12 protein-coding genes are annotated in these 13,086 nt (G+C 44.2%); 8 read left to right on the forward strand and 4 right to left on the reverse strand.

What is annotated here, in order from left to right; all coding sequences use genetic code 11:
• Positions 1–10 precede the first annotated feature (10 nt).
• Together RIH33_RS05560 and RIH33_RS05565 are read right to left on the reverse strand one after the other, a co-directional pair.
• Positions 11–1,606, reverse strand: a complete 1,596-nt coding sequence (locus RIH33_RS05560) for a capsule assembly Wzi family protein (RefSeq protein ID WP_406650743.1) — start codon at positions 1,604–1,606, stop codon at positions 11–13.
• Positions 1,603–3,051, reverse strand: a complete 1,449-nt coding sequence (locus RIH33_RS05565; RefSeq protein ID WP_406650742.1) for a glycosyltransferase domain-containing protein — start codon at positions 3,049–3,051, stop codon at positions 1,603–1,605. Before RIH33_RS05565 ends, RIH33_RS05560 begins: the two co-directional genes overlap by 4 nt.
• 164 nt (positions 3,052–3,215) lie before the next feature.
• Here RIH33_RS05565 and RIH33_RS05570 point away from each other — a divergent pair, with 164 nt between their 5' ends.
• Complete coding sequence (locus RIH33_RS05570; RefSeq protein WP_406658698.1) at positions 3,216–4,079, forward strand: hypothetical protein; 864 nt, start codon at positions 3,216–3,218, stop codon at positions 4,077–4,079.
• On the opposite strand, the gene RIH33_RS05575 is transcribed toward RIH33_RS05570, so the two are convergent.
• Positions 4,076–5,167 (reverse strand): glycosyltransferase, encoded by a 1,092-nt coding sequence (locus RIH33_RS05575; RefSeq protein WP_406650740.1) that lies wholly within the window; start codon positions 5,165–5,167, stop codon positions 4,076–4,078. The genes RIH33_RS05570 and RIH33_RS05575 overlap by 4 nt on opposite strands.
• A gap of 211 nt (positions 5,168–5,378) precedes the next feature.
• Between RIH33_RS05575 and RIH33_RS05580 the strand changes: the two genes are divergently transcribed.
• Positions 5,379–6,113 carry a hypothetical protein gene (locus RIH33_RS05580; protein ID WP_406650739.1) on the forward strand — a complete coding sequence of 245 codons (735 nt, stop codon included), beginning with the start codon at positions 5,379–5,381 and terminating at the stop codon, positions 6,111–6,113.
• Here the strand turns inward: RIH33_RS05580 and RIH33_RS05585 are convergent.
• Positions 6,096–7,253 (reverse strand): glycosyltransferase family 4 protein, encoded by a 1,158-nt coding sequence (locus RIH33_RS05585; RefSeq protein ID WP_406650738.1) that lies wholly within the window; start codon positions 7,251–7,253, stop codon positions 6,096–6,098. The two genes, RIH33_RS05580 and RIH33_RS05585, sit on opposite strands and share 18 nt — an antisense overlap.
• 347 nt (positions 7,254–7,600) lie before the next feature.
• Between RIH33_RS05585 and RIH33_RS05590 the strand changes: the two genes are divergently transcribed.
• From RIH33_RS05590 to RIH33_RS05615, 6 genes are all read left to right on the forward strand, one after another.
• A complete protein-coding gene (locus RIH33_RS05590) occupies positions 7,601–8,797 on the forward strand; it encodes an aminotransferase class I/II-fold pyridoxal phosphate-dependent enzyme (RefSeq protein ID WP_406650737.1) in 1,197 nt (398 codons plus the stop codon).
• A 10-nt stretch (positions 8,798–8,807) separates the two neighbouring features.
• Complete coding sequence (locus RIH33_RS05595; RefSeq protein WP_406650736.1) at positions 8,808–9,764, forward strand: NAD-dependent epimerase/dehydratase family protein; 957 nt, start codon at positions 8,808–8,810, stop codon at positions 9,762–9,764.
• A 5-nt stretch (positions 9,765–9,769) separates the two neighbouring features.
• Entirely contained in the window at positions 9,770–10,915 is a 1,146-nt protein-coding gene (locus RIH33_RS05600; RefSeq protein WP_406650735.1) for a hypothetical protein, read from the forward strand.
• Between the two features lie 102 nt (positions 10,916–11,017).
• Positions 11,018–12,292: a beta-ketoacyl-[acyl-carrier-protein] synthase family protein gene (locus RIH33_RS05605; protein ID WP_406650734.1), complete on the forward strand. Its 1,275-nt coding sequence runs from the start codon at positions 11,018–11,020 to the stop codon at positions 12,290–12,292.
• 4 nt (positions 12,293–12,296) lie between these two features.
• A complete protein-coding gene (locus tag RIH33_RS05610; protein WP_406650733.1) occupies positions 12,297–12,548 on the forward strand; it encodes an acyl carrier protein in 252 nt (83 codons plus the stop codon).
• An 84-nt stretch (positions 12,549–12,632) separates the two neighbouring features.
• The gene (locus tag RIH33_RS05615) at positions 12,633–13,085 is read left to right on the forward strand and encodes a hypothetical protein (protein ID WP_406650732.1); all 453 of its coding nucleotides are present in this window, start codon (positions 12,633–12,635) and stop codon (positions 13,083–13,085) included.
• Position 13,086: the final 1 nt, after the last annotated feature.

Genomic DNA, 13,086 nt, shown 5'->3' on the forward strand with positions numbered 1-13,086 from the left:
TTTACTGACCTTACCTGAGTAAATATGCTATGGTCACCTTACCATAGACGTTTACCACATCATTTTTATAGATGTAGTTCCAGTTGAGCCGTTTGCCTAATGTCAGATCAGCCCCAAACACCAGGTCGTTGACAAACCGTACTGCTTTTAAGGTCATAGTATATTCTGTGTCAAATGGGCGCTTTCCGGTCGATCCGAACGTGTCAAATGCATAGTCGTCATTAAACCGTATCCGCTGAAAGCCGTAGCCTAAAAGACCTTTGGGGTAGTAGTAGCTGATGGTTAGGATATCTCCACTCCCACCGGGACCTATACCCGCACCGAGTACCTGGCCAAGATGAGTGTATCCCTGCCGTGCAAAATTGTGGGTATAGTAAATAGGAGTGGCCGGTCGGAGATTTTTCAGCCTCGGCCTGCCCAAATTGGTATGTTCATACATACCCTTGAAGGCACGACCATTGCCGATATCCATTGTTTTCACAAAGCCTATAGTATAGGCCCTGCTATGCTCGGGCTCTGTGAATATAGAACGAAGGTTGCTAAAATCATTTCTGGCCAACTCCAAATACGCCTCAAATCCAACCTCTTCAAAAGTCCACTTAAAATTCGCAGAGGTCATCTGGTCATAAAGATCATTTACTACACTTCCCGAGCTGAGCGTGTCAGTGTTGCTGGAGAAATCAGCAAATGACACCACCAGGTCGCTAAACTCGAAATCACGATCCTCTAAAGCACGATAATGGATCCTGGTCATTCCAAAAGAGAAACCCGGGAGAAACGATGGCTGCCAAAAAAGCCCGCCACCTTGAAAATAACGAAGGTTATTATCAGGGTTATGGTCAAAATAATCTGACTCTTTCATGACTCCCCAAATAGATCGAAATTCAAAATCACCGATTTTAGTCTCTATGGGTGTGTCGGTCCCAAAGTCAATATGGGGAAACATAGGCCCATTGTTGCTGAGCATGATTGGATTAACATTGGCCGGCCCCATAGTAATATTCTGTGTGGAAGCTCCTAAGGTTAGACCCTTCCAAACCAAACGAACCTCGGACTGTCCAAGGCTGAATTTGGTGATTGGATCTGGCCCATATCGCTGAATCCAGTCAATTCTACTACTAAACTGATAATTGTACAGGCTATCGTTGACTCCTCTGTTGACGCGCTCAAAATCTGCATTTTGAGCAAAAAAGACCACCGGCGCCAGCGTGTAATGGAGTATCCCATAGTGGCCCTTTACTCCAAAATTGACATCTGCATTAGCTCCCTTTCCTTTCCACACGGGGCCATCATTATAACCACGTGGATACTTAGAATTGACACTTACAGAAGTGACCACCGGCAATACATGAAAACTGCTTTTTGCATTCTTCTTTATCGTATAGACAGGAAACTGGTCACCCCATGGATTCCATTTCGGAAGACTATCGTGCTCATACAGCGATACCGAGCTCGTGTGAATCATTTTGTTCTTGCGAAATCCCTCATTTTGAAGCTCCAGTGTTTTATAGTAATCAACAAAATAAGTATCTGGATATAGAACCTGCCCCGTGCCAAGTAGTGCCACGAGTAAGCAGGATACGGAAAATGTAAACTTTATCTTCATAGGTTTCGCTGGTATTTTATTTTCGCTCTTAGTTGGTTGGGAATACTGAACATCCGATGTTGGCCTAACAATTTCCGAATGCCGGAACGATGATAAAGTAAATCATCAAGGTAATTTCCAAAACAGATGATGGAGTTAGGCTGATTGGACAGATTCAACTTGCTATCTGTTACAATCAAAACCACCTCTCGGTCGAGGTTATTAATGACTTCCACAAGTTGATCCGGCTTAGTATCTGATGCCACTACCAGACCTGTGTCCAGCCCCAATGCCGTGATGGTCTTGAGATTTTGGTCTCTCTTAATCACAAAACAAAGTTTTTTCTTTTTAAGAAAGCTAAGCACAAACGGAATGTCTTTTAATGAGTAAGTGTCCTCCTGCAAATCGATAGAAAACCTCTCCCCGGACACCATCCGACTCAGCAAAGCAGAATTAGCGGTTACCGTATCTTTTGCTCGGTTTATCACTATTGGAAATATCTCCTCAACCTTAACGGCTCCTTTGTTGAAAACATAGACAGTCAGGAGGGTGAAGAATGACCTTACATAAGCGACAAAACTCACCATGAGCGCTATCGGAAATCGAAGGCTATAGAAATCTAGTTTGGACTCACCCCTCAGCCTGGAAAGTATTTTTTGAAAACTCACATAAGTACCCGGCAGATGTATTACTAACGGATTGGTCGCGGTATAGGTATTTCGGTACCTCCCATCTTTAAAATCAAGATCTCTGTTTACCCGTTGGTTTCCAATCAGCGAAAGGCTTTTCACCAACCTTCTTTCAAATTTAAAGAGCAAATAACCATGCATCCAGGAAAGGGTTGGCCATCCCACTACTGCCATCCTTCCTCCTGAGCAGCCAAACAAATCCTGATCATGGTCCAGGCCAATACTGAAAGGTGCTTTCACAGTTCCCATTTTGATGTCGGCATATAACCGACTGTACAGCCCCTGATCACCACGATACCTTGTGATTGTCTCCGGCACAGAGAAATCAAGGCCATAGGACTCAGAAAGCAGGTCAAGCATGCTGCGCATAGCCCCTACATAACCTATCACCGAGCCTGCGTTAAGAAAATGATAAATAGTATCAGGTGTGCGGGGGTAGTACCTATAATAGAAAGCCGAAAAGCGCCCGTTCAAATAGAAATTAGCTTCGGCCGAAAACATGATATCCAAATCCTTTTTCTCAAACCGCTCTAAAATTTCAGACTCACTACCTTCCACTATAACATCGAAGGCATCCACAACCATAATTACATCTTCATCCGATACCCGATCAGAAGTCAGGTAGTCATACAAGAATTTAATCTTGTAAACATTCTGGATCCATTTAGCTCCATTTCCTATTACATCAAGTTTAAGTATATTCTTGTGGCACGACTCCTGCAACAATGACATTCTTTCATCAATCTTATCCGCAGGTGTGACTATTCTCAAAGCCATAAGCTATTCTTGACCGTTTATATTGATTGCGCAATTTCAATAATTTCCGGCAGAATATCTATACGCCACCCATGCAGTATAACCTCATCGTCGTATAATCATGGTTTAAATCTCAGTGATTTTTTATAAACTCTCATATAGGGCATATTACTTTGCATCAGCATATGTCAAGAACTAAAGAAATACTACGTTACATCAATATTTGCTTCTTCAATGGTGTTTTCACCCATCGGGCAAAGGATAATAAAAGTCGAGATCAGAAATTTTATTTCACACTTACCACTACCCCAGATAGACTTCCAAAGATCAAAGCAACACTTTTATCCCTAATGGATCAGACTGTTCTCCCGGAGGAGATCATCTTAAATCTCCCTTTAGAATCAATGAAAGGAAAGCCCTACGTACTCCCGCGCTTTCTCAATAAAATTGAAAAATTGAGGATTAATCGCGTACCGGTAGACCTTGGCCCAGGCACTAAACTCTTCCCTACTCTCAAGGATGAAAGAATCAAAGAAAACGACCTGATAGTAGTGGTAGATGACGATCAGGTATACCCTAAAAAGCTGCTGGAAACCTACAAAAATAACGTAGAGAAATTCCCAGACACTGCCCTTACGCTATGCGGGTGGAATGTGCCTCCAGGTATGGAGCATGGTAAGAAAAAAACCAAAAAAGGAGCTGGGATTAAATTCCAAGATCCCACCCCGAATGTCTCCGGCCCTATGAATATAGAGATCCTGCAAGGGGCCTCGTCATTCCTGGTCAGGAAATCCTTTTTTACCGAAGAAGTATTTGATTACTCAGCTGCCGCAAAGGGCGCATTGTTTGCGGATGATATTTGGTTCAGTGGCCACCTTGCAAAAAACAAAATCCCAAGAAAATTAATCATCGGTGATTTTGCCCTGTACCGTCTGCATTCCTTTAAACACATGGGCACCACTGGCCTTCGGTACTCTGTCAATGCGGATAATCAAAACAACAACGACCTCTATAAATACTTCGAGGCACACTGGAAAAATTTTGACTAAGCCCGGCCTAGGTAAATGCCAAGCTGCTTTTCAAAACAATTTTCCCAAGTCAAGCGCTCTGCATATGCTCTCGCATTTTCCCGCATATTGGCCGTTTTCATGAATGAAAATTCAATGACCGCTCTGGCCACCGCTTCGGGGGTTACTGCCTCTAGTATAACTCCGGCTCCCGACTGATCTATGTGCTCAAAAGCAGCACCTTCATTCGCTGCAATGAGCGGCAGTCCTGAACTCAGAGATTCAAGCAGTGAAAGCCCGAAAGTTTCCCATTTACTCAATGCAAACCCAAGGTCAGCACTGGCGTAATATCGGGCCATCTCTTCCTTGCCCTCTATAAAGCCCCGAAGCTCAACAAACTCGTATCTTTCACTGGCTTCCCTGGCCAAATGTTCATAAGGCCCCATCCCGGCTATGATCAACACAGGTTCATAATCCAGACCGTCGCACATTAGTGGGTAAGCTTCCAGTATGACATCCAACCCTTTCTCCTTGCTAAACCGGTGTGGAAAAAAAAGTAATAACCGCTCTTCATTTCCCTTTTTCAGCGCTGAGATTAACCTCTGATCCTTTCTCACGGGATGAAAAAGCTTTTCGTTCACTCCCAGAGGTAAAAAATGAACATTCTCAAGGCCATTTTTCTCCATCCTTTCCATGATCAGCCTGCTGGACACTATCACTCCGTCCATCTGATTGTAATTTTTCCGGGCATACTTCCAAGCCATTCGCTCACCCACTCCGGCCAAACCTGAGCCCAGGGGTTCGAGAAAACGCTTCACATAGGTCACCGGAAAATCAGCATGCCAAAACCCGTAGGTGCGGGCCTTCAATCCATGCTTTCGCACAATCTTTCTCACAATTCCAGGCATAAAATAAGGTGATCCCACTTCAATCACATCAGGATCAAGCCTCCTGAGTATGGGTTCCAAAGGTGCACTTCGGGTCAGGTAGCGATACTCCCAGTTGCCATATACTTTGGGAACTTCAAGGTGCTCTATAAAAGCATTCTCACCAATCTGCTCCGTCCATGTTTCACTGTCGTGCATCACAAACGAGTACTTAACATCCCGTCTGTTTTTGTAAAATTCCATCTTCTCTAAATGATACCGCCTCACACCACCCCCAGAGGGACTCCAAAAATTATTACAATCTACAATTGAGAACATGTGTCAGTCAAATTTGAATTAAGATGCCAAAGAATCACCCATTGACAGGCCGTGGCTTTTCAGCAAAATAAATGCATTTTTGCATACCAACGGCCGAAGAACATTTTCTTGGCCTTTGATCATTCAAAGTTTATAAATGCCCGATATCACCATTATTCAGTTGGCCACTCCAAACATAGACGGATACGCCCTTTACAGTGCCGCTTCAGCACGCCATTACGCCCTCGCACATGGATATCACCTTCAGATCCAGCGATCAAAAACACTGACAGACCTTCACATCAACTGGACGAAGATCGATATCCTCAAAACGGTATTGGCTAACGCTCCTCAGGGCCCTGAATCCTACGTGATTCTGCTGGATGCGGATACCGTGATCATGCGGCCAGACCGCACGATCAATTACTTTGTAAGTAAATACGGAAAATCCAATACTGCCATATACATGGCCGCAGATACACCTTTCTCCTTTAGCAGGAAAAAGAAGCCCAATGCTGGTTTTGTGATAGTGAAAAATGATGAGACCGGCCGCAAAATCATCGCTCGCTGGATTGATGCAGCCTATAACGACGGTAAGAAATACAATGATATTCATCCAAGAAATCAGCTGGTGTACTGGAACTGCGTGGAGCCTGAGTATGCAGAGCAACAGGTAGTTTTACCAAAAAGGTACTTTCACAAACCCCTTTGGTGGGTGCCCAAACCACTGAAGCAAAACCAGTTTCTTTACCACATTACCTCCTCCAATGTGGATTCCCGTACCGCCCAAATGAAAGCATTCTATGAGCAGGCATGCGGGGATCAGAAAAACCTTAAAGAAACCAAAGCACTGCTGGAGGGTGCCGGCGAAGGCTTACTCTCCCTCTGCTGAGTCAACCAGCTCCACATACGTTCCAAAAAGCTCACTGCACAGGCTTTCCCAGTTTTGAGACCTGGCATAATCCACTGCGGCTTCCCTCACACGATGATAATAAGCACTATCATCTACCAGCTTCACTATCTCATTGAAAAACTCCTCCTCCTGCTGCGGTTCCACCAATACGCCTGTCACACCGTGCTCAATGATGTCTTTGGGACCTCCCTCTGCAGCGGCCACCACCGGCAGACCTGAAGCCAGCGCCTCCAGTACCACGTTGCCAAAAGTCTCGGTGGTAGAAGGAAACACGAAAATGTCCGCTGAGGCATAAGCCCGTGATAAATCAAGTCCGGTGAGCTTACCTGTGAAAAGCGCCTCCGGCATATTTTTTTGAAGTTTAGCCCTGGTGGGGCCTTCTCCCGTGATGACCATTTTGATTTCCGGTCGCCTCTCCTGAAAAAGCTTATGGAGTCGAATCAAGGTCTTGGGCTCCTTTTCCTTGACCAACCGACTGACAAACAGCACCTTTTTACAACCCTCAGGTAGCTCAGGCCAAAGCCGAGCATCTCTATGTTCAGGGCTGAATCGCTCGGTATTCACGCCTCTTCCCCATATTTTCAGCTGGCGCGGATTCACACCTTTTCCCAGCAGGTATTGCTCCATGCTTTTGGTAGGTGCAAAAACCCTGGTGCTTCCCCTATAGAGCCAGAAAAGGCCATGCACGATGGGTTCTGTGATCTTCTCCACAAAAGGAATGTACCTGAGGTAATAATTGGCAAAACTGGGGAAGTGGGTATGGTAAATGGTGGTGACGGGAATTTGGTTTCGACGGGCATATTTCACTGCAAAGCCACCTAACCCGCTAGGCGAACTGAAATGTAAAATATCGGGACGGAAGTCATCAAGTATACCCGTAAGCTCCTTCATCCTGCCGGGCAATGCCAGCCGGTAATCCTTGTTGCTAAATGGAATATTGAGGTATGGGCATTGATATACAGGATACGCAAAATCCCCCACCGGAGGCTGTGGTGTAATAAATATCGGCTCGAATGAATCTTTTGGAATACGATTGATCACTTGATGCATGGTGATACTCACACCATCAAAGTCTTCCTTCATTACATCCAAAAAAAAAGCTATGCGTACCTTGGCCATCCTCCAATTGAGTTTTAGCAAAAGTAGTGTTTCTTTTCAGCCAACAAACATGGCTGCCTGATTAGAAAAAAGCTTAGTAAATAGTCCTTCAAGAGAATCTTTCATCAAAAATCCAAAACCCAACCGTACTTAACCAAAGGAATACTGAGAGAAAATCAAATATATCCCTCAAAATCATTACATTTTCACAACGAACAACCAGATTCATTGACAATCGCCTAAGCATTGGATGTAAAAGCCTTCTTTTCGTGAACACAATTAACTATTTGCCGTTTGAACATTTTCAATGATTTCTAGGTAGTTTTACAGATTAATTAGAAACCCTGAAATTCCGAAGATAGATTTTAATGAGTAGCATTCTAAAAAACAGATATCAGTCTTATCAGGAGCCACAAAAAGCAAAAGCACTAAATATCTATCCCTTCTTTAGAAACATTCAATCCGGACAAGATTCGGAAGTGATGGTAGAAGGAAAAAAAGTCCTGATGTTTGGCTCCAATAGTTACTTGGGACTCACTACCCACCCAAAGATCAAGGAAGCTGCCATCGCTGCCATTAAAAAATACGGCTCCAGCCTCTCAGGCTCGCGCTACATGAACGGCACCAGCGACATGCACACAGAGCTGGAAAGCCGCCTGGCTAAGTTTCTGAACAAAGAAGCTGTGGCGCTCTATAGTACAGGATTTCAGGTGAATATCGGGGTGTTGCCAACCATCGCCGGTAAGGGTGATTATCTTTTTCTTGACCGGTTGAATCATGCGTCTATTTTCGAGGGAGCAAAGCTCTCAGCAGCCCAGTCGGTGATCTTCCGGCACAACAACATGGAATCTCTGGAAAATAAACTAAGCAAGGTACCGAAGGATGCTTTCAAGTTTATAGTGGTAGATGGCATTTTCAGCATGGAGGGCGATATTGTGAAGCTTCCGGAAATTGTGAAGCTGGCTAAAAAATACAACGCAGCGGTGATGACCGACTGTGCCCATTCTATTGGCGTCATCGGCGAAAATGGAGCTGGTACATCCAATCACTTCGGACTCACGGACGATGTGGATATCATAGGCGGTACTTTGAGTAAATCTTTTGCTGCATTGGGTGGGTTTTGTGCTTCTGATGCAGACACGATCAACTACCTGAGGCACCACTCCAAGTCGATGATTTTCGCAGCGAGTATCACACCGCCCTCTATTGCCTCCGCGCTAGCGGCTTTGGACATTATGGAGACTGATGACTCCTACCGGTTGAGGTTATGGGACAATACACACTATACCTTAAAGGTAATGAACGAACTGGGCTTTGATACGGGTGCTTCTGAAACCCCGATCGTTCCAATTTTCATTCGGGACGATATGAAGGCTTACAAACTCACAAAAATGCTTTTTGATCGTGGAGTTTTTGTAAACCCAGTGGTTTCTCCTGGTGTTTCCCCTGAAGATTCCCTCATTCGATTTAGCATCATGTCGTCACATACACATGATCAGATTGACAAAGCAGCCGAAATCCTATACCAGGCCGCTAAAGAAGTCAACCTATTTGAAACAGCCTGACCGGTTACTGATGAAAATTCTCATCACAGGTGCCAACGGCTTTTTAGGAAGTCATCTGGTGGAGAAGTCTCTGAGCAAGGGGCACGACACCATTGCACTTGTAAGGAAAGATTCTGATCAGTCTAACCTGAATCATTTACAGGGATTTCAGGCCATTCCGGTAGATTACTCCAGCGTAGACTCTATCAAGAGTACATTGAATAACCTCCCCGGGTTTGATCTGGTTATTCACAATGCCGGAATGGTGAAAAGTTATACCTTCAGCGGGTACAAAAAAGTAAATATTGAACTTACTGAAAAGCTGCTGAAAGCATTGGAAGAATGCATACATTTCAATGACCAATTGAAATTTGCATACATCTCATCACTGGCCGCCATTGGGCCTGTTGGCCACAACGGGCCAGCATCCAATTATGGACGCAGTAAGCAAATTGCGGAGGGGATTGTACGCAAATCAAGGCTAAAATATTTGATCTTTAGGCCCACAGGGATCTACGGTTCCAGAGATGTTCAGTTTGTTCCGCTCATCAAAGCAGCCAAACTTGGCATTTATCCTTCGATGACTCCAAAACATCACAAAATGACTCTGATCAATGCAAGTGATGTGGCTGAGAATGTTATTGATTGTTCCATACGGCATGGCAATGAAATAATTCATCTGGAAGATGGCAACGTCTATGAACACCATCACCTGAAAGCGACACTAGAGAAAATTCTTTCCAAAAAGACACTTGATGTGCGGGTCAGTGGCCCAATCGTCAAATCCATATTATTTTTAAGCGATTTTGTAGACAAAATCCTGGGCAAAACTCCCAAACTTTCAAGAGAACATTATTCGGAAATATCACAGAACTGGGATTATGATTTTTCTGAAGAAAGAAACCGGATACCTCTCAAGATTCACTACTCTCTGGAGAAGGGGTTTAGAGAGGCGCTGGAATATTACCAGGCCAACAACTTAATTTGAAATCAATGAGTATTGAAATCAAGGAAATAACCAACAAAAAGGGACTCAGGGAATTCGTCAAGTTTCAGTGGAAACTCTATTCAGGAGTAGATCAGTTCGTCCCTCCTATGATGGAATTTGAGATGAGTACCTTCAATAAGGACAAGAATCCGGCATTCAGACATTCTCAAGCCAGATTTTGGATGGCCTATGATGGCGATAAGCCGGTAGGTCGTATTGCAGGCATTATACATGGTGAGGAGTCAAAAGAGTCAAAACACATTCGGTTTGGTTGGATAGATTTTATCGATGATCCTGAGGTGAGCAAAGCGTTAATCGGGTCAGTTGAAAAATGGGGTAAAGAAAATGGTCTCGTTAAAATTCATGGTCCGCTTGGCTTTACCGACCTTGATTTTGAAGGTACACTGGTAGATGGTTTCGGACAGCTGGCCACACAAGCCACCATGTATAATTATGCTTATTACAAAGACCATTTTGAGAAAATGGGGTTTGAAAAAGCGGCAGACTGGACAGAAAGTAGAATCAAAGTCCCACTGGGTGATAAGGAACTGGAAAAAGACCTGGAGAGAAAGGCTAACCTTGTAAGCAGCCGCTACGGGATGCATATTAAAGAGTTCAAGTCCGGAAAAGAAATACTAAAATACGCTCCTCAGGTCTTCGAAATGCTCAATTCTACCTACAGTCACCTTTATGGCTTTCATAAACTCGACGAAGAGCAGGTTAAGTACTTTATAGACCAATACTTTGGATTCGTACAGAAGGATTTTATTCTGATGGTAGTTGATGACAATGATGACGTGGTAGGGTTTGCCATTACCTTCCCTTCTCTTTCACGGGCCTTCAAAAAAGCCAGGGGACGGATGTTCCCTTTTGGTTTTCTTCATGTCCTAAAAGCATTCTACAAGAATGACACCCTGGATTTCTTCCTTATTGCGGCAAAAGAAGAATACCAAAAAAAAGGATTCAATGCATTATTATGGAAACGACTTTACTGGGCTTGCAACAAGCATAAAATCAAGCAAATCTTCTCCGGGCAGATGTTGGAGGACAACACCAGCGTGAATAACCTCTGGACCAAGTATGACTCTGCTATGGATGAGGAAATCAGGCGTAGGTGCTTCCAAAAAGCCATTGGTGGGGACGCTGCATAGGTATCCTGCTCCACTCTACTCATTCTATTATAAATTTGCACTTTTGTTTTAGTGGGGTACGCCTTCTTATTTGCCTTAATATTTTAAACACAGGTTTTGATTTTGAAGAATAGAGTAGTGATCACAGGGATGGGTGTAGTAGCACCAAATGCCCTGAACGTGGACGAATTTAGAAAGGCCCTACAAGAAGGGAAATCCGGAATTAAGCGATATGAAAACCTGGGTGAAATCAATTTCAAATGTCAGTTGGGGGGAAAACCTCCCGTCACTCAGGAGTATAAAGATGAACACCTCCCCCATTTTGTAGCTCAAAAAGTAAAAAACAATGCAGTAATATATGCCTGTCTTTCAGGCCTGGAAGCCTGGAAGGATGCCGGATTGGAAGTCAACCCGGGTGGGTATGACCGCAAAACCGGTATGCTCGTAGGCTCTGGAGCCTTGGGGCTGGACAGCTTTATAGAAACCAAAATCTACCCAATAGACCAAGGAAATCACCGCAAGTTGGGCTCCCGGTCAGTACCTGAGTCCATGAGCAGTGGTGCTGGTGCCTATCTCAATAGTATATTGGGGCTGAGAGGACGAATTTTCTCCAATAGCTCGGCATGCATCACTGGCAGTGAGGCGGTGTTGCAAGGCTTCGAAATGATCCAGTCTGGTAAGATGGAGCGTATGCTCTGTGCCAGCTCCGAAGGAGATGGCCGATACATCTGGGGTGGATTTGATGCCATGAGGGTGCTCTGTAGCGACTCTAACCACGAGCCAGAAAAAGGCTCTCGACCAATGAGTGCCAGCAGTTCGGGGTTTGTACCCAGTGGTGGATCCGGAGCCCTTGTACTGGAGACTTTGGAAGCCGCACAGGCACGAGGGGCAAAAATATATGCCGAAATCCTAGGTGGGGAAGTCAACTCTGGCGGACAGACCGATGGTGGTTCCATGACCGCTCAAAACCCACAAGCTGTGGTAGATTGTATCACCACAGCCTTGGAGCGGTCTGGCGTAACTCCCAAAGAAATTGACCTGATTGCAGGTCACCTTACTTCCACCAAGGGTGATCCACACGAAGTGATCAACTGGAGCAATGCCTTAAATTTACCAAAAGCCGATTTCCCTTATATGAACACCCCAAAGTCAATGATCGGACATTGTGTAGCAGGAGCAGGCTCCATTGAACTCGTAGCAAGTACACTGCAACTATCTGAGGGCTTCATTCACCCCAACCTGAATATCGAAGAAATTCACCCGGAGATCGAAAAACTCGTTCCTCTGGAAAAAATACCATCAATACTGATCAAAAAAGACATAAAAACCGTTATCAAGGCAAACTTCGGTTTCGGCGATCTGAATTGTGTGCTGGTACTAAGAAAAATGGATAACTAATTATATGAATAGAGAAAAAATAAAAAAGGACTTACTAGCTATCATAGACCCTTATATAGACGAAAAGGAATTGACCACCGAAATTTCGGAAAGCTCAGACCTCATTAATGATCTTATGATCAACTCCGCACACCTGGTGGATATCGTCTTGGATATCGAAGAGAAGTTCGACATCATGATCGAAGATGATTTCATTGGAAAAATGGATACCGTGGGAAATGCCCTTGATATTATAGAGGAGAAAATCGCGGGCTGAGAAACATCAGCAACTATAAATCGTAAAGCCAATGATCAATGGCTGTTCATAACTTTTTTTTGAGAAAAGAAGAATCTGACGTTTATGCAAACCATCAAATACCTCTTACTGGCATTTACAATTTTCACACTCAGTGGTTGTTTTTCCAAAAGTGAATTCCCATCCAAAGAGGAAGAACAGCGCACCATCGAGGCTGGTGAGGTAGAAGGCCACTGGATCAAATTTTACAAAATCGACAACCAGGTAAAGGTATTCATCAATGGTGAACTGGCATTTGATAGTGGAAAAGGCCTGGAAAAAAAAGACGAAGACGTCTCCTTTGGTTTTACCGAACAGCTGCGAACGGGCAAAAACAAAATTCGCATAGAACTTTATAACGAGCCCCCTTACGAGGGCTTTATGGGCTTTGACAAGAACTGGGAAATTTTCTATGAGTTATTCAGAGAAGACATTCCAGTAAATTACATCCATGAGAAGGACGATAATGGTCAGAAAGGAATGGTCTGGTCAATTGAGCATGAAATTCTGGTAGAGTGAG

The sequence above is a fragment of the Marinoscillum sp. genome (assembly GCF_040222955.1).
Classification (GTDB): Bacteria; Bacteroidota; Bacteroidia; order Cytophagales; family Cyclobacteriaceae; genus Marinoscillum.

Excerpts from the sequence above, each read along its gene's own strand:
- RIH33_RS05565 (WP_406650742.1), bottom strand. The coding sequence starts at position 3,051 with ATGGCTTTGAGAATAGTCACACCTGCGGATAAGATTGATGAAAGAATG.
- RIH33_RS05600 (WP_406650735.1), top strand. The coding sequence starts at position 9,770 with ATGAGTATTGAAATCAAGGAAATAACCAACAAAAAGGGACTCAGGGAA.
- RIH33_RS05585 (WP_406650738.1), bottom strand. The coding sequence starts at position 7,253 with ATGGCCAAGGTACGCATAGCTTTTTTTTTGGATGTAATGAAGGAAGAC.
- RIH33_RS05590 (WP_406650737.1), top strand. The coding sequence starts at position 7,601 with ATGAGTAGCATTCTAAAAAACAGATATCAGTCTTATCAGGAGCCACAA.
- RIH33_RS05580 (WP_406650739.1), top strand. The coding sequence starts at position 5,379 with ATGCCCGATATCACCATTATTCAGTTGGCCACTCCAAACATAGACGGA.
- RIH33_RS05615 (WP_406650732.1), top strand. The coding sequence starts at position 12,633 with ATGCAAACCATCAAATACCTCTTACTGGCATTTACAATTTTCACACTC.
- RIH33_RS05570 (WP_406658698.1), top strand. The coding sequence starts at position 3,216 with ATGTCAAGAACTAAAGAAATACTACGTTACATCAATATTTGCTTCTTC.
- RIH33_RS05595 (WP_406650736.1), top strand. The coding sequence starts at position 8,808 with ATGAAAATTCTCATCACAGGTGCCAACGGCTTTTTAGGAAGTCATCTG.
- RIH33_RS05560 (WP_406650743.1), bottom strand. The coding sequence starts at position 1,606 with ATGAAGATAAAGTTTACATTTTCCGTATCCTGCTTACTCGTGGCACTA.
- RIH33_RS05610 (WP_406650733.1), top strand. The coding sequence starts at position 12,297 with ATGAATAGAGAAAAAATAAAAAAGGACTTACTAGCTATCATAGACCCT.
- RIH33_RS05575 (WP_406650740.1), bottom strand. The coding sequence starts at position 5,167 with ATGGAATTTTACAAAAACAGACGGGATGTTAAGTACTCGTTTGTGATG.